Origin of the sequence: Streptomyces sp. 3330 (assembly GCF_031456635.1) — a bacterium.
Taxonomy (GTDB): Bacteria; Actinomycetota; Actinomycetes; order Streptomycetales; family Streptomycetaceae; genus Streptomyces.
In genome coordinates, this window is the sequence record NZ_JAVDVA010000002.1 from 308,585 (window position 1) to 325,848 (window position 17,264).

10 protein-coding genes are annotated in these 17,264 nt (G+C 69.7%); 6 read left to right on the forward strand and 4 right to left on the reverse strand.

The window, feature by feature from the left end; translation table 11 throughout:
• Positions 1 to 795: 795 nt before the first annotated feature.
• The 4 genes from J2X68_RS04820 to J2X68_RS04835 form a co-directional block, all read right to left on the reverse strand.
• Positions 796 to 2,190 (reverse strand): amidohydrolase family protein, encoded by a 1,395-nt coding sequence (locus J2X68_RS04820; RefSeq protein ID WP_310431363.1) that lies wholly within the window; start codon positions 2,188 to 2,190, stop codon positions 796 to 798.
• Positions 2,191 to 2,580: 390 nt separating this feature from the next.
• Positions 2,581 to 4,719, reverse strand: coding sequence for an ATP-binding protein (locus J2X68_RS04825; protein WP_310431161.1), 2,139 nt, complete (start codon positions 4,717 to 4,719; stop codon positions 2,581 to 2,583).
• 132 nt (positions 4,720 to 4,851) lie between these two features.
• Positions 4,852 to 7,773: a BTAD domain-containing putative transcriptional regulator gene (locus J2X68_RS04830; RefSeq protein WP_310431162.1), complete on the reverse strand. Its 2,922-nt coding sequence runs from the start codon at positions 7,771 to 7,773 to the stop codon at positions 4,852 to 4,854.
• 128 nt (positions 7,774 to 7,901) lie between these two features.
• The gene (locus J2X68_RS04835) at positions 7,902 to 10,712 is read right to left on the reverse strand and encodes an AAA family ATPase (protein WP_310431163.1); all 2,811 of its coding nucleotides are present in this window, start codon (positions 10,710 to 10,712) and stop codon (positions 7,902 to 7,904) included.
• 317 nt (positions 10,713 to 11,029) lie between these two features.
• Here J2X68_RS04835 and J2X68_RS04840 point away from each other — a divergent pair, with 317 nt between their 5' ends.
• The 6 genes from J2X68_RS04840 to J2X68_RS04865 all read left to right on the forward strand — a co-directional run bounded on the left by J2X68_RS04840 (position 11,030) and on the right by J2X68_RS04865 (position 17,148).
• Positions 11,030 to 11,953, forward strand: coding sequence for an MBL fold metallo-hydrolase (locus tag J2X68_RS04840; protein WP_310431164.1), 924 nt, complete (start codon positions 11,030 to 11,032; stop codon positions 11,951 to 11,953).
• Between the two features lie 125 nt (positions 11,954 to 12,078).
• Positions 12,079 to 13,140 carry a DSD1 family PLP-dependent enzyme gene (locus J2X68_RS04845; protein ID WP_310431165.1) on the forward strand — a complete coding sequence of 354 codons (1,062 nt, stop codon included), beginning with the start codon at positions 12,079 to 12,081 and terminating at the stop codon, positions 13,138 to 13,140.
• Positions 13,140 to 14,585 carry an amidohydrolase family protein gene (locus J2X68_RS04850; protein ID WP_310431166.1) on the forward strand — a complete coding sequence of 482 codons (1,446 nt, stop codon included), beginning with the start codon at positions 13,140 to 13,142 and terminating at the stop codon, positions 14,583 to 14,585. The genes J2X68_RS04845 and J2X68_RS04850 overlap by 1 nt, the downstream gene beginning before the upstream one ends.
• Positions 14,586 to 14,671: 86 nt before the next feature.
• A complete protein-coding gene (locus J2X68_RS04855) occupies positions 14,672 to 15,571 on the forward strand; it encodes an AraC family transcriptional regulator (RefSeq protein ID WP_310431167.1) in 900 nt (299 codons plus the stop codon).
• 253 nt (positions 15,572 to 15,824) lie between these two features.
• Entirely contained in the window at positions 15,825 to 16,133 is a 309-nt protein-coding gene (locus J2X68_RS04860; protein ID WP_310431168.1) for a GNAT family N-acetyltransferase, read from the forward strand.
• Positions 16,134 to 16,176: 43 nt separating this feature from the next.
• Complete coding sequence (locus tag J2X68_RS04865) at positions 16,177 to 17,148, forward strand: pirin family protein (RefSeq protein ID WP_310431169.1); 972 nt, start codon at positions 16,177 to 16,179, stop codon at positions 17,146 to 17,148.
• Positions 17,149 to 17,264: the final 116 nt, after the last annotated feature.

A 17,264-nucleotide genomic window follows, 5' to 3' on the forward strand; every position in this document is an offset into this window, starting at 1 on the left:
GCGAGGCGGCAGCGGAATCCACAAGGCTGCTCGGGGAGGCGCCATTCGTTGCGGCAGCAGGCCTCCGCGACGGCGCAAGGCCACCACTCGTGGCCGGCTGACCCCTATCCTGGTACGTGCCGGGCTGGCCCCCGTCCGTCTGTTCCGGCACGCTGCCGCTGCCGCCGACAGCTGTGCTGAGCACCAGAGCCGTCGCCAGCCCGATGCAGGTCAGACCGGCAGCCGTCAACACCGCGGGGCGGTCCAGAGCCCAGCGCAGCGCGCCGGCGAGCCGGCCTCGAGGCACCGCCGGCCGCGCGGGCCAGGGCGACGACAGGTCCGCTCGGTCCTGCTCCGCCGACGGGGTTGACCGGTGGGCTGCTGCGGCACGAGCCAGCGCGGCGCGCGCAATCGCTGCTTGAGCGGCGTCCAGCCGTTTCGATGCAGGCTCCTGGGCCGCTTGATCGCTCGATGAGGCTGACCGAGTAGGTTCACGCTTGTCCAACATGACGTGCAAGGTGCTTTCGTGTGGGTGACGCTCATACCGCCGATGACAGCGCTGCATGCGCACCAGGACTGCCGTCAGCCCAGGACCGGGCGACGCTGCCGCGCCCGCCGGCACATGAAGGTCGAAACCCACCCCACGCCCCGGACGGCCGCCACGCCACTGTGGCCCGAGCCGCCCGAACCGGGCATCGGCGAGCAGCGCCTATCTTCGCGGTGCTGGCCAAGGGGTGCCGTGGGCCTGCGGCGCAACAGGCGGTGCCCGTTCTCGCCGCCGCAGCGGCCAGAACGGGCACCGAGCAGATCCAGCGGTCAGGAGGCGCGGGCCATGATGTAGTCGCGGGAGGCCGCGACCTCACCGCGCAGGGCATCGACGTCGACGTCGACCAGCCGGCCGTTCCACTTGCGGACCTGTCCGGCGACGAACACCGTGTCGATGTTGCGCGTGTCCGAGCCGAGAACCACGGTGCCCACCGCGTTGTTCAGGGGCATGTTGTTGATGTCCTCGGCCCGGATGACCAGCAGGTCGGCCTGCTTACCCACACTGATCGAGCCCGTCACATCAGCCAGCCCGTTTGTCCGGGCACCCTGGAGGGTGGCGAAGTCCAGCACGTCCTGCACACCGATCCGGGACGGCTCCTGCTCGGTGCCGTAGACGGCGTTGACCGCACGCATGCGCTGGATGGCGTGCAGAGCCCGCATCTGCGTGAACATGTCGCTGGCGAGAGCCACCTCCACGTCGATGCTCAGGCCGGGGCGCACGCCGACGGCGAGAGCCTCGTCCACAGCCGGGATCGCGCTCTCCAGACCGATCTGCGCGTCGGAAGTGGGTGCCAGAGCGATCGTCGTGCCGGTAGCGCCGATCGCCTTCCACGCCTCACCGGTCAGACCGGTGGAGTGGATGAGCGTGACGTCCGGCCCCAGCAGGCCCGCCCGCTCCCAGCCGAGGACGGCCTGCGAGGAAGCCGTGCCGAAGACGGCGTCCACGCTCACCCCGACCCCCAGCTCCCGCGCGCTGCGCGCGAGGTCAGGCCCGTACGCCAGGACAGGCCCTGCGATCTCCTCGGTGGCCAGGCCGGCCAGCCTGAACGTCAGCAGCTTGCTCCGGTACTGCTCCTGCAGACGAGCTACATCGGCCGGCCACTGCTTGTCCCAGTCTCCGAAGTGCGGGGCCATGGCGGCGTGGACCCCGCGGATGCCGGTGTCCAGCAGGCCCTGTATCGCGGCATCGGAGTGCTCGGCGGTACGGGAGTTGTGAGAGAAGTCCAGCATCGTGGTGATGCCGCTGTCCAGCGCCGTCAGCGCCGCCAGCTTGGTGCCGATGTACATGTCGGCGGGCCGGTACACCGGCGCGATGCCCAGCAGCGTGCTGGTGACGTATCCGGCCAGGTCGTCGACGTCGGGCATGATCCGTCGCAGCTGCGCCTCCCAGGCGTGCCGGTGTGTGTCGACGAAACCCGGGGTGATGATGCAGCCGGCCGCGTCGATGACCACCGCGTCGGCGATGGAGCCCTGTGCTCTCAGGTCCGGCCCGACGGCGGCGATCACGTCGCCCTCGATGAGTACGTCGCCCTTGTCCAGGACACCGACGGCGGGGTCCATGGAGACCACCGTGGCACCGGTCAGCAGGACCCGGCGGCCGGGGGTGTCGGCGTTCTGACGCAGCTGAGCGAGCAGTGACTGACGAGTGGTGTCGTTGAGGTACATGAGCGCGTCCAATGCTGAAGAGCGTGGTGGCCGCCATCCGCGGGCCGGTGACGACTCCAGATTCCATCGCCGCCGACGTGCCGGCCAGGCCGCCGATTTCCTGGGTGTGCCGCACCCAGGAAATGGGCCCTGTGCCGTCTTGCTCACCCGCGCACCGCGGAGACTGTGCCGGTCGCCGCGGAACGCCGACAGGTGATCCTCGCCGAGGCGCGAGCCTGCCGCCCCCTGGCATCCTGCTGTTCGACGCTGCCCGACCTCCTCGGCTGTTTTCGCCGGGCCCCCGGACGGCGGCCCGACTCGGCAGAAGCCGAACGGTCGGCAGAAGGACACCATCTGTGACCCGCGGCCACTCGTCGGTACCCGCCGTGGGGACCGTGAGAGCTCAGGCTCTCAGGAGCTGTCCCTGGGCACGCCCGTGTGACCGGATGGGGCGGGCGAACCTCGCGTTTCCGCATTCCACAAGTAGGTTCTGATCTCCTGTACCCCGCGGGCCAGATGTCTGCGAAAGGTGCTCAGCGGCAGCCCCATCCGCTCGGCCGCGGCCTCGCGAGTGGGGGCCCCGCGCAGCAGCCCGGTCACCACAGCACGGTGATACCGCTGCAGTCGCGGGTCCCCGCCGAGTGTGTCGAGGGCCTCGGCGAGAACCTCCCGTAGGCTCTCCGCCGGATCGCTCGCGCCGCGCTCGTTGATCATGCGGCTGTGCGTCAGGGGGTTACGGGCCAGCAGATCCTTGCGGTGCCAGGCGGCCAGCGCGTCCGATACCGCGGTATCGAACTGCTCGCGTGTGAGGACCTCCAGAGGTCCGGCCCCGGTCTGCGGCCGCGCGGTGGGACGGGCATCGGGCCCCGTGAGCTCCGCGACGTGGCCGACCTCCATCCAGCGCTCCACCGTGACGGCCCGCCAGTCGTGCGCGTACAGGGTGAAGGACGTGCCGTCCACTGCCACCGGATCCGGCACGGGATACTGGTCGATGTAGCGCATCAGCGGGTCGAGGAAGGTCGGGGAGGCGAGACTGAGATAGCTCCAGGCAACCGAGTCCTGCACGATGAAGTGTGCCAGCACCCGGTGGAGCATCACGTCCAGCAAGGGTGAAGGCTCGGTATGCAGCGAGGCGGGCCCGTACAGCCGGCCCAGTGCCAGACGTTCGTGAGGCCGCAGTGGGCGTGTCCTTTGGGAGTGCTGCCAGGCGGCTGCCGCCAGCGGGTCCATGAGTACGTCCTGCTGTGAGGAATCGTCGAGGTGCAGCCAGGCGAGCGCTCCCACCGGCTGCTGCCGCTCGACGTCCCAGTACAGCCGGAACGCGCGCGGCTGGGTCACCAGCCAGTGCGTAGCCGTCTGTGCGGCCGAACTCCCGCCGGCGTCAGCGATGAACTGCAGCAGTGCCTCGCGCAGCTCCGGCCGGTAGGGCACTTCCACGATGCCGGGATGGGCCTGCCAGGTGACGAACCGGGAGACGAAGCCGTTGCTGCGGTGCAGATAGGTGAGGGCCAGGGTGGCGTGCACCGTCGCCTCGGCAGGGCCGTGGCGGATCTCCGCCAGTACGTGCCTGCGGATGCGCTGGTGGATGTCGCGATAGCCGGACGGATCGCGCCAGCGGACGTCGGCGTCCAGCAGGGCTCGCACCAGCGGGCAAGGGGACAGCCCGTGTCGTTCGGACGTGACGAAGGGCAGTCGGCGCAGCCAGTCGAAGATCCGCGCGGTGGGCTGGTCCTCACCCAGCACCGAGCGCAGCAGGTCTTCGGTCGTCCACCTGCTGTGCGCACTGACCTCGAGAGCGGCGCGATGGACGGGGTCCGGCACCGTTCCGATGATCCGGTCCAGGAGCTGCAGGACAAGTTGCTGTGGCGCCTCACCGTCGGCGAACCGGCCGGCACGAGCGGCAACCGCCCCCAGGGCGAGAGCCAGTGGGTGGCCCTGGCTGAACTCCGCCACTACGGGCCGCAGGTCGGCGGACAGTCCCAGGGCATCGAGTGCTTTGTCGGCCTCCTGCGGCTCCAGGGGATCCAAGGAGAGATCTTGGACCACGCGATGCCAGCCCGCCTCCCCGAGCCACAGCGGATCGGGAGCACGCTCAGCGGTGAACACGATGATCGCGTCTGCGGGCAAGATGTCCGCGATCATCTCGGCCAGTGCAGGCATGAGTTCGGGTTGGATGTCTACGTTGTCGACCAGGGCGACGGCGCCGGGCGACGCCTTGCTCTGCTCGGCCTGTGCGCGCAGTTCATCGACCGATGCGGTCTGCGCGGCATCGATACACAGCGTCGGACGCCCAGCCTCTTCAGCCAGGGCGGCGTAGCGGCCCAGCAGAGCTGTCTTGCCGATGCCCACGGGCCCGTGCACGTAGAGGATGCGGCCCGACCGACCGGCGTCCGAGCCTGGATGCAGCAGCGAACGCATGGCATCGAGCTGTTTACTCCGGCCGGTGAAAGTCGAAGCCTGCACGGAGGTCAGCCGCTCTGCCAGCCGCTCGGTGCGCGTGGTGGCAGCAGACTCTGGTTGCGGGTGGATCGGGGCGAGATGGGATGACACGGCGGCGGTCCCAGGGGTGCGGAAGACGGCGGCGAAATCTGTTCACTGTGGCAGGGGGCACGACTATGGTGCCCGGCCGCACCAGCTCGGGTATCGGTGATCGCCGCCTACCTTCCCTGCCGACGGGACCGGTCAAGTGGAGGCCGCGCCGTCCGCGAGGCGAGCGGCAACGCGTGCAGCGTCTGCTGCGTAGCCCAGACGGCGCAGGTCGTCCAGCGCTCGCTGCCAGTGCAAACGAGCCTGCTCCTTTCGGTTCGTTGCTGCCAGGACATCCCCCAACGCGGACAGCGCAAGGCTTGCGAGCTGATCGTGACGCGCTTTGCGGCTCAGCGCCAAGCCCTGCTCGGCGTGCTTCGATGCCAGGTCGGTTCGACCGACGTGCAGGTAGGCTTCGGACAGGCGTATGTGGGCGCCTGCTTGGACGAATTCCTGTTCGTCCTCGTCCAACAGAGCCAGCGTGCGCAGATGGGCGTCGATCGCCTCATGCGGCTTGCCCTGGGCCAGCAGAACCTGGCCATGGCGGTACAGGCCGAAGGCCTCCCCGTAGCGGTCGCCGTTCTCATGGTGCAGCTGCAACTGGCGCTGCGACGCCGTGGCCGTCTCGTCGTCGACGACACCCATCCGCAGCTTCGTCTGCACCATGTTGCTCAGGGCGAGTGCTTCGAGTGAGGTGTTGCCGTGTCGGCTTGCGATGGCGGCAGCCTGGAGGTGGTGGCTGATCGCACCGGCGGGATCGGCCAGTCCGATGATGATGCCGTGGACGTTGAGTGCCATTCCGTGGATGTCCGCGTCACCGACGAGTTCGGCCAAGTCGAGAGCACGTTGGATGTGCCCGCGGGCGTCGTCCATGCGGCCGACCTGTGTGAGTGCCCCGGCGAGCATGTAACGAGCCCGGCCCTCTGCGCGTACGTCCCCTTTGGTGGCGGCCGCTTCGGTGACCGCCGTGGCCACCGGCACCACCTCGTGCCACCGGTGGGCGTTCATCAAGACGGCATCGAGCATCAGAAGCAGGGTGGCTGCCCGGTCGGTGTGTGTGCGGGCGGTCTGCTGCAAGAGCCGCAGGATGTCGCTCAAAGTCGAGGACGCCCATGCCAGCACAGCCTGTTCGTTCTTGAACCGTGGGCCGCTTCGTGGGGAGGGCAGTGCGGTCCTGGGGACCGTGTGACCTGGACGGAAGATGTGATACGAACCCGATGCGGTGAACAGGTGCAGATCCAGCAGTCGGCCCAGTGCCGCATGGCGGTCCGCCGGTGCGTCGATGTCGGCAGCCAGGCGCTGCGCGAACAGCAGCACGAGGTCGTGATAGCGGTAGCGGTCCCAAGCCGGCGACTCCAGCAGGCCCGCATTCACAAGCCGCTCCAGCGTCGGCCGGACGGCTTCCTCCGGCTCGGTCAGGACGGCGGCCGCCGTGGAGGCGTCAAAGCCGCTCTGTGCGGGGACGGCGAGCAGTCTGAACGCCCGCCGTCCCAAGTCGTCGAGTTGGGCGTAGCCGAGGGCGAAACTCGACGCCACCGCGACGGCGTCGACGCTCAGTTCGGACAGCCGGTGCCGTTCGTCGGAGAGCCTCTCGGCGAGCTGCTCCATGCTCCAGTCGGGGCGGGCTGCCAGGCGGGATCCGATGATGCGGATGGCCAGAGGCAGCCCTCCGCACGCAGCCAGCACCTGCCGCGCGGTGTGCGGCTCGGCCGCGACGCGCCCGCCGCCGACCAGTCTGGTGAACAGCCGCAGCGCCTCCTCGGTGGGCAGGGCGCCGATGCTGAGCCGAAGACTGACCGGCAGGGTCGCCAGAGTGTTGCGGCTGGTGATGACGACGGCACAGGACGGAGAGCCGGGCAGGAGCGGAAGCACCTGGTTCATGTCGGCTGCGTTGTCGAGAATGATCAGAGCACGTCGCTGCGCCAGCAGCGTGCGCAACAGTGCGGAGCGTTCGTTCAGGTCCTGCGGGATGAAGGCATCGGCTTCGCCGAGCGCGCGCAGGAACGAGGAAAGCACGGTCCCCGGGTCGGCTGGAGTGCCGTCGGCGCCCCGTAGATCCGCGTACAGCTGCCCGTCCGGGTAGGACGGGAGCACCGGCTGCACGCTGTGCATGACCAAAGACGTCTTGCCGGCGCCGCCCATGCCGCTGACCAGCACGATGGGCATGGCCTCCGCCGTATGGCCCGTCAGCGTGTCCCGGATGCGCTCGATCTCTTGCACACGGCCGGTGAAGTCGGCGATGGCGTGCGGAATCTGGCGCGGTACCGGTGTTCTGCGCTGCACGATGCCCGCGTCGCCCGACGCTGGCCGGCGGGCCTGCAAAATCTCTGCCTGCAGGGCTTGGAGTCCGGGTCCGGGGCGCACGCCGAGTTCTTCGTCGAGGAGCCGGTGGGCCTTGCGGTAGACGGCCAAGGCCTCCGCCTGGCGGCCGCTGCGGTAGAGGGCCTGCATGAGCAGCTGGACCAGGCCCTCCCTCAGCGGGTGCTGCTCCGCCAGGGCAGCCGCATCGGTGGCCGCTTCCGCGAAGTGCCCTTCAGCGACGAGGGTCTCAAGGCGTGCTTCGAGGGCGTCGAGGCGCTGGCGCTGCATGACGGAGCGTTCGCTGGCCGCCAGGGGCCCCGGCACTCCGGTCAGCGGGTCTTCGTGCCACAGGCCGAGGCACTCGTCGTACAGCCGCCGTGCGGCTGCGGGGTCACCGCCCGCGTGTGCCGCCCGGGCTTGGCCGAGCCGCTGCTGGAAGATGCGCCAGTCCACGCGGTCGTCGTCGACGTGCAGGAGGTAGCCACCGGTTGCCGATTGCAGCATCTGCCAGGGCTGGGACCGGGTTTGGTCGGGCTCCAGCGTGTGCCGCAGACGCCAGACGTAGGTGCGGATCACGGAAGCGGGTGAACGCGGCGGGCGCTCCCAGATCGCATCGACGAGATCGCTCATGCTGACCGACCGGCCGTGAGCCAGCAGCAGTGCAGCCGCCACGGCCTGCTGCTGCGGGGCACCGAGATCGATCTGCTCAGTTCCGCGATACGCCCGAAGCCGTCCGAGCAGCGAGAACCGGATGCCCGGGATGCCCGCTTCCGCCATATGAGCCTCGCTGTGCGTGAACTGCGCTGAAGACGTCCCAGGTATGGGTTCGCGTGCCTCAGGATGTTGTCACGTCAACTATAAGGGATGCTGGATGATCACTCCAGGTCGTCTGGCTCCGGCCCGCTTCAGCGGCTCTCCCCGTGCGCCGACATCGGCTTGTGGCGCAGCTCTCGGCGGGAGGAGATGCCCAGCTTGCGGAAGATGCTGCGCAGGTGCGCATCCACGGTCCGCGGCGACAGGAACAGCGCCGAGGCAACCTCCTTCGACGTTTCGCCCTGCGCCACCCGGTCCGCGATGCGCTGTTCCTGCGCGGTCAGCGCCGAGGGCGCACTGATGACGCTGCGGGCCGGCCGTGCACCGGCGGCGGCGAGTTCCCCGGCGCACCGTGCGGCGAACGCACGGGCACCGGCGCGGTCGAAGATCTCGTACGCGGCGTGCAACGGCACACGGGCCTGCGCTGTCCGTCCGGCCCTGCGTAGCCACTCGCCCCACGTCAGATGGGTGCGTCCGGCCTGGAGCATTGCGCCGGCAGCGGTCAGCTTCCGCGCGGATCTGCGGAACAGGTCACCTGCCTCGGGGCCGTCTGAGAGCATTGCCTGCGCGCGCAGGTGAAGGCCCTGAGCCCAGCCCGTGCCCGTCAGCCGCGCACACTCCTCCAACCGTGCGGTGGCCGCGGCCGCCTCGTCCAGGTGCCGGGTGCGTACGGCAGCTTCCACCAGCTCCGGCAGCAGCCAGTTGCGAAAGGCCGGCTCGTCGCGCTGTGTCGCGCCGACGCAGGCGGCCAACGCCGCTTCGTATCGGCCCAAGGCGTTGAGGTGGACTGCTTGCGCACATTCGGCGGTGGTCAGCAGCCTGCCTTCCGCCCGTCTGTCCGCCTCCTTGCTGATGGAGGCGACGAGAACTCTCATGTGGCTCTCGTCGCCGCTCCAGGCCGCCAGGGCCAGGGCGGCATGACGGATCGGCGTGGCACCGATGGCCTGACTGATCTGGTCCGCTTCGGTGATGAGTTCCGCGGCCTCCTTGAGTCGGCCGCCGTGGATACGGGCCATCGCCTGCTGTGCCAGACCCGACGGCAGGGCGGCCGTGACACGCTGCCGCCGGGCGGCCGCCGTGCGACGGTCCGCCAGTTGCTGCCACGCGTGGCTGTCCCACACATCGACGGCGGCCTGGCAGGCCATCCAGCTGCCGCTCGCCTCCAGGTCCTCGCCCGCGGGTGCCGCCAGGTAGGCGTTGACGGCGCGGCGCAGGGGTGCCACTGCCGCTGCGTAACCCTTCACTGTCTGCGTGGCCACCGCTTCGAGCAGCAATTCCGGCGGACGCATGGCGGTGCCCGGCGCGCAGTAGGCGGCCCGGGCGGCGGCGGCGAGGTCTTCCGCGGGGCAGAACCTGCCGGCGTGGACGGCGGCCGCCATGACCTCCAGCAGGGGGCCGCGCGCGCGTTCAGGGCTGAGGGAGCGGGCGCGGACGGCAACCTCATGCAACGCATGCACGGCGGCCGCGTTGCGGTGCAGGCTGTACTGGGTCTGTGCCCGCAGCGCGTCGGCCCGGGCGCGGTCCTCGTCGCCGAGCGCTGATGTGTGCAGGCGGTCGAGCAGGTCCAGCGCCTGCTCCAGTCCTCCTGCCCGGCGCCGGGCCGCTGCGCCGGCGAGCAGCCGCGATGCGCGTCGCCTGCGGTCGGTGGTCAGCCCGGCCGACAATTCCCATAGCGCCGCAGCCGTCACCGAGTCCCGGCCGGTGGCCTTCTCGGCAGTCTCTTCCAGCTGGGCCGCGACCGCGTCGTCGAAGGACGGCGCCGCCTGCCCGCGATGCCATGCCCGCTGTTCGGCGAAACGTGGATCGCACGCATGTGCCAAAGCGTGATGGGCCGAGCGGCGTTCGGTGACCTCCGCTGTCGCGTAGGCGGCTGTGCGGACCAGTGGATGGGCGAACCTGACACGGGTTCCGAAGTCCACCAGGCCACTGGCCTGCACTTCGGCCAGGGAGCGCTGACCGAGCCCCAGATACTGCAGGGCCTCGAGCACGGTCACCACGTCGCCCAGGGGTTCCGCTGCGGCTACCAGCAGCGCCTGCTTCGCCGGTGCACTGAGCCCGTCCATCTGCCGCACACGCTCGTGCGGTACGGGCAGCCGCTTGGAGGTCGCCTCAGGCCGGACGCGAGTCATCTCGGTCGGGGAGAGGGCGCCCAGCACGGACAGCAATGCTTGCGGGCTGCCGTGGGAGTCAGCCACCAGGCGCTCGCAGATCCGGGCGTCGAGCGGGGCATGCAGATGGTCCGCCAGCAGCGCCTGCGCAGCCTGCTCGGCCAGCGGAGAAACAGACAGACGCGGTAGCGACGCGAGGGAAGTGCAGCCGTCTGCCTGGGGCAGGGCGAAGATGATCGCCACCCGCTCGTCGGTGCAGCGGCGCGCGGCGATCGCCACACTTTCCCGGGACGCCTCGTCCAGCCGGTGCGCCTCGTCGAACAGACACAGCAGCGGATGCCGACGCGCCGCTGCGGCCAGCAGGCCATGTACGGCAAGACCGACGTCCAGCGAGGAGGGCGGCGAAGTGGCGGACCGCGGCCCCAGGAGGGACACGAGAAGGTGACGCTGCGGGGCGGCCAGGGCGGCAATGTCTCCACGCAGCTGAGCACACAGCCGCTGAACTGCGGCGAAAGGCAGCTGCTCCTCGCTCGTGACTCCGTCCAGCCGGACCACCTGGACGCCCCGCGATACCGCCTGCACGTGATCGAGCAATGCGGTCTTGCCGATGCCCGCCTCCCCGTGCAGCACCAGTGTCCGGCTCCGGCCGCCTCGGCACTCCTCGACGAGCTGCTCGAGGGCAGAGATCTCCCTGGCCCGGCCGTGCATTCGGCCGACGGCGCCGACGCCCTCTCTGCGATGTGCAGCTGGAGCGGCAATGAGCATGTGTTCCCCCAGGTGGTGCAACGACGTCACGTGAGAAGCGGCCCGGGCCGCCCTCGGTGCCTGATCCTGGACCGCGTGCGCCTACGGCTGATCGACCCGGCGTCTACGGGCCGTCTATGCCGTCTTGTCGCTCTGCGGCGACCTGCGCAGACGCCGTCACAAGGCGCGGCGGAGCACAGTTCTTGGACTTGGCGAGCCCTTGGCTCTCGCGGTCCCTGGACGGCGGCACAGCTATGGCTGGTCAAGCGTCGCTCTCAGCAGGTGGAACCTCTTACTGAAGACGATCGCGCATCAAGAGGGCACTCTCGATTATTGAGCGTCTTATTTCTGCTCCGTACCGTCGAGGCATGCAGACTTTCACTCTCGGAGACTTCGACATCACCCGCGTCACCGAATGGCACGGCCGCTTCGCGCCGGTCGGCGTGCTGTTCCCGTCCATCCCCGACGAGGCCTGGCAAGAGCACCAGCAGTGGCTCGACCCGCACTTCTGGGACGCTGCGAGCGGTGACTACCAGGCCCACATGCAGACCTGGGTCCTGCGCGGGGGAGGCCGCACCATCCTCATCGACACCGGCATGGGCAACGACAAGCCGCGCACCGATGGCCTCATGGGCAACCGCGACGGCGACTTCCTCCACCAGCTTGCCGCCATCGGCGTGCAGCCCCAGGACGTCGACACGGTCGTCAACACTCACCTGCACACCGACCACGTCGGCTGGAACACCCGGCTGGAGAACGGCGAATGGGTGCCGACCTTCCCCAACGCCCGGTACCTGATCCACAAGGCGGACTTCGATTACTGGAACCCCGCCAACAACATCACCCGCAAGGCCGACTTCGGTGACCCGGCCGACAGCAGGGCAGCCTTCAACGACAGCGTGCTGCCCGTCCGCCACGCCGGCCAGGCCCTGGTCTGGGAAGGAACCGACCACACCATCGCCGCGGGGCTGACCCTCCAGCTCGCGCCCGGTCACACCCCCGGCTCGACAGTGCTCAGGCTGCACTCGGGCGCGGACCGTGCCTTCTTCGTCGGCGACCTGGTCCACACCCCGCTGCAGTTCCTCACCCCCGACCACGACACCTGCCTGAGCGAAGACCAGCGGCAGGCAGCCGTCAGCCGCCGCCGGATGATGGAGGAAGCCGCCGACACCAACGCCTTGATCATCCCGGCCCACCTCGGTGGCGCCGGAGCGGCCGAAGTCGTCCGCGAAGGAAGCGACTTCACCATCAAGCAATGGGCGCCGCTGGCCGCGCCGACAACGAAGCAGTAGCCCTTGCGCTGCCCGCCGGGGACACACCCGCACCCACGTCCCCGGCGCGCCGGCAAAACGAGGGTGCGCCGTCTCAGCGCCCTGCGCCCGACCCTTCTTGCCTGCCGTCTTTGGAAGTGAACGACATGCCCTTGGACCTCACCGGCGTCCCCACACCGGCCCTGCTGCTCGACCTCGACAAGCTGACGGCCAACCTCACCCGCATGCAGACGTGGTCGGACGAGCACGGCATCGCCCTGCGTCCGCACGCCAAGACGCACAAAAGCCCCTGGATCGCCGCGCAGCAGATCGCGTCGGGCGCACGCGGCATCTGCGTCACCAAGCTGGCGGAAGCCGAAGTGATGGCCCACGCGGGAATCCGCGACATCCTCCTCACCTGCCCCGTACCCGCGAGCAAGACCAGCCGCCTGCTCGACCTGGCCGGCCTGGCGGACCTGTGTGTCGTCGTCGACAGCGTTCAGTCAGTGCGCCACTTGAACGCCGCCTGCGGCCGGCGCGGGGTCGTCCTACCCGTTCTGGTCGACCTCGAGGTGGGCCAGGGGCGCACCGGCGTCCGCAGCGTCCGGGCCGCCGCCGAGCTCGCCCAGCTCTGCGCCGACAGCCCTCACCTGCATTTCCGCGGAATCCAGGGCTACGGCGGACACATCCAGCACATCCCCGACGTGGAGCAGCGGCGCGTGGAGGCGCATCGCATCTACGCGCGCGTGCGGGAGGCGGCGCAGGCCATAGCCGCCCTGGGCCTGCGCGTCGAGGAAGTCAGCACCGACGGCACCGGCAGCTGCGAGTTCGCCCCGGAGTCCGGCGTGGTGACCGAGGTGCAGCCCGGCTCGTACGCGGTCATGGACGCGCACTACGCCGGCATACAGAACATCCACTTCGAGAAGGCCCTGCACGTCCTGACGCAGGTGGTCAGCCAACCCGAGAAGGACCTGGCCGTCGTGGACACGGGATGGAAGGCCGTCAGCACCGAAGACGGCATGCCCGAGGTCGTCCACCCCCACGGTGCCACCTACACCGTCGCCGGCGACGAGCACGGCCTCGTCCGCAACTCCGGGGACCAGCAATGGATCCTGCTGCTGCCCAGCCACTGCGACACCACCATCAACCTCTACGGCGCCTATCACCTGATCAGCGGCGGCCGCTCCGTCGGAATCCTGCCGATCCCGGCCCGCGGGGCGGTGACCTGATGCTCGACACCGTCATCGAGCGGGCCCGGGTCATCGACCCGGAAACGGGCCTGGACGACGTCCTGAACATCGGCATTCACCGCGGCCGCATCACGCACCTCACAGCATCGCCACTCGACGCACTCACCCGGATCGACGCCACCGGGCTCGTGGCCTGCCCCGGCTTCATCGACCTGCACAGCCACGCCCAGGACCTCACCGGCCTGCGTCTGCAGGCCCTCGACGGCGTCACCACCGCCCTCGAACTCGAAGCCGGCGCCGGCCCCGTGAGCGCCCTCTACCGTCAGGCCGCGGACGAAGGCCGTCCCATCCACTACGGCTACTCCGCTTCCTGGGCCGCCGCCCGCATGGCCGTCCTCGCCGACACCCCCATGCCGGCCCACACCGTCCTCAAGGATCTCGGAAACCCCGCCTGGCAACGGCACGCCACCCGGGCGGAGACAGTCCGCATCACACAGATCGTCGAGACCCAGCTGGCAGAAGGCGCCATCGGTATCGGCATGCTCCTGGGCTATTGCGCCGGTGCGGGCACCGCGGAGTTCCACGGCATGGCCGAACTCGCCCGCGCCCACAGCATGACCACGTTCACCCACATCCGCGAACTGCGCGCCTTCAACCCCGCCGGTCCCGTCGACGGCGTCGAGGAACTGGTCCGCGTCGCGCTGGACTCCGGAGCCCACCTGCACTGCTGCCACGTCAATTCCACCGCCCGCAGCCACATCGACGCCGTAACCGAAGCCCTGGGCACAGCCCGGGACAAGGGCGCCGTACTGACCACGGAGGCCTACCCCTACGCGACAGCGATGACCCCCGTCGGGGCCCCCTTCCTCGCTCCGGACCTGCTCAAGGACGCCGGGCTCGATCATCACGCCGTCAAGGACCCCGTCACCGGCCGACCGCTGCCCGACACCGCCACCTTGCGTCGCCTGCGCCGCGACCGTCCCGAAACCCTCGTCCTGTTCGAACCTCTGCGCGAAACCGGCGCCGCCCAACGCGACCTGCTCGAGCGCGCCCTGTTCGGCGACCACACCGCCGTCGCCAGCGATGCCATGCCCACCAACGTCACCCCGTCCGCCTGGCCGCCGCCGGAGGCCGCCCCCACCCACCCCCGCGGGGCCGGCACCTTCAGCCGCACCCTGCGCCTGTTCGCAGGCACTGCCTCCCGGCGCACCCTGTCCGAGGTCATCGCCCGCATGACCCTCGTCCCGGCCGATATCGCCGCAGCGGGCGCGCCCTCCTTGCGAACGAAGGGCCGCATCCGGATCGGCTGTGACGCCGACATCACGATCTTCGACCAGCAGGCCGTCACCGAACGGGCTTCCTTCGCCACCCCGCTGCGCGCCTCCACAGGCATCACGCACGTCCTGGTCGCCGGCCGGCTCGTGGTGTGTGACGGGGAGCTGGACACGGCAGCACTGCCCGGCCGCGCGATCCGCAACATCTAGGGTGGCAGCCCATTAAAAGTCCAGAAGGCAAGACGATGAGTAAATCCCAAGCCTTCTTTATTAACTCATCCGATACCTTTGAGGGTATGGATGTGCTCAGTGATGTTGTCGCCTCGCTCCGCTCCGGCCGCCCGTTCGCCAACCGAGAGGACCGCGAAGGCGCCTGGCACACCCCCTTCGCGCCGTTCGCCGGAGCCGGCTTCCACATCGTGCTGAGCGGCTCGTGCCGACTGCTGACCGACAACAGCACGCCGCGCACCCTGAACGTCGGCGACGTCGTGCTCACCCCCCACGGCTCGGAGCACGCTCTGGCAGACCTGGGCCATGCGGAGGAGGACGGCCCCACCTCCCTGCTGTGCGGGGCCTACCAGCTCGACCGATCACAGTCCCACCCCTTGCTGGCCACCCTTCCGGAGGTCATCCATCTGCGATCGCAGTTCGGCCGTCACCCCGCTCTGCACTCCGCGGTGTCCCTGCTCGGCAGCGAACTGCAGCACCCGCAGCAAGGATCTGTCTCTGCCCTGTCCACGCTGCTGGACCTCTTGCTCATCTACATGCTGCGCGCCTGGCTCGAAGACGAGTCCGACCGTGGAGCTCCCGGCTGGTCCGCCGCGCTCGCCGACCCGGCTGTCAGCGCAGCGCTCAGCGCCATGCACGAGGATCCCGCACGTGCCTGGACGGTGGAGGACCTGGGCAGGAAGGGCAATCTGTCACGGGCCGCTTTCGCCCGCCGGTTCACCGGCCTGGTGGGGCAGGCGCCACTGGCCTATCTGACCTGGTGGAGGCTCAGCGTCGCTGCCCGCCTGCTCAAGAACGGCACCACCTCGCTCGAAGCCATCGCGCACCAGGTGGGCTACGGCTCGCAGTACGCGTTCGCCAACGCCTTCAAGCGCGCGCACGGCATCTCCCCCGGCCGCTACCGCCTGATGCACGCCTCCGACCAGCAGCCCACGCAATGGCACCCGGAGACCGGGATGACCGCCTAGCAGCACAAGAATCGGACGAGGGTCGCGCGACAAGCCCCCGCCGTCCTGCGGTTGCCGGGCCGACGCGGTAGGTGCCTTTCGCCGATGCGGCCTGCGTGCCCGCCCTGGAAGGCTGAAGGACGCCGCACGCCCAGCGCCGGACGTCTGTTCGCGCGCACCTGACCATGCGGCGGTGGGCCTGCGAACCAGTGTCCTCCGGGGCGCGGCAAGCATCTGACGGCTGCCCCGAGCAGCACACACCGCTGGAGGAACCATGTCGGCAAGGGTGAAGGATCACCGCGAGAAATCGCGATTCGAGATCTTCGAGCAGGACGAACTCGCCGGGTTCACCGAGTACCACCGCTTCCACGACGAGATCGCCTTCCTGCACACCGCCATCGACGAGCGGTTCGCCGGCCATGGCCTGGGCCAGGTGCTCGCCCGGGGCGCCCTGCTGGCGGCCCAGGAGCAGCACCTGAAGGTCCTTCCGTACTGCCCCTTCATTCGCGCCTACATCGCCAAGCACCCCGACGACTTCCTTGTCTTGGTGCCGGAAGCACACCGGACCCGCTTCGCGCTGTGACAACCCACCGAGCGGCAACGCCCCGCACCCGCAGGACGCAGACATGAGCAATCTGGACACGACCCCTCAGCCGGCTCTACGCGGAGGACGCCAGGCAGTCCCCGGTCAGCCGGTCCACGAATTGCTGGAGCCCCGCCTGGCCTCCCTGGGAGGCAGCACGCAGGTGCGCAGGCTGCTGCCCAATCTCGGCCGCCGCATGGTGGGCGCGTGGTGCTTCGTCGACCACTACGGGCCCGACGACATCGCCGACGAACCCGGCATGTGGGTCCCGCCCCACCCTCACACCAGCCTGCAGACTGTCAGCTGGCTGCATCAGGGCGAAGTCCTGCACCGCGACAGCCTCGGCAGCCTCCAGACGGTCCGCTCCCGCGAACTGGGGCTGATGACCGCCGGACACGGCATCTCGCACGCCGAGCAGTCACCCCGCGAACACGCACCGCTTCTGCACGGGGCACAGCTGTGGGTGGCGCTGCCCGGAGCCCACCTGGACACCGCCCCCGCCTTCGAGCACCACGCCGACCTGCCTACCCTCACCTCACGCAGCGGCCTGCACGCCACCGTCATCCTGGGCGAGATCGACGGCACCCGCTCACCCGGCACGACCTACTCGCCCCTGCTCGGCGTGGACATCGCACTCGCGGCAGACGCCGACATCACGCTGCCTCTGCAACGGGACTTCGAACACGCCGTGCTCACCATGTCCGGGACCGTCCGCATCGACGGCCGGTCTGTCGGCCCGGGCTCCATGCTCTACCTCGGATGCGGACGCGACGCGCTCGGACTCCATGCCGACTCCGACTGCGGCCTGCTGCTCCTGGGCGGCGAACCGTTCGAGGAAAAGATCGTCATGTGGTGGAACTTCATCGGCCGCAGCCAGGGCGACATCGAGCAAGCGCGCAGCGAGTGGACGGCCGCCGCCGAACGCTTCGGCCGCATCGACGGCTTCGACGGAGCGCCGCTGCCAGCTCCGGAACTTCCGCCCCTGCCTCTCAAGGTGCGAGGCCGGGTCCGCTGACGGACACGGGCTGCGGGTTCGCGGGAGCTCCCGCGCATGGCAAGGGCGTGACGTAGGTGGGGATCGCCGATGCTCCGGGCCGTCGCAACCGGAGAGGGTGGCATGCGGGCGCCGCG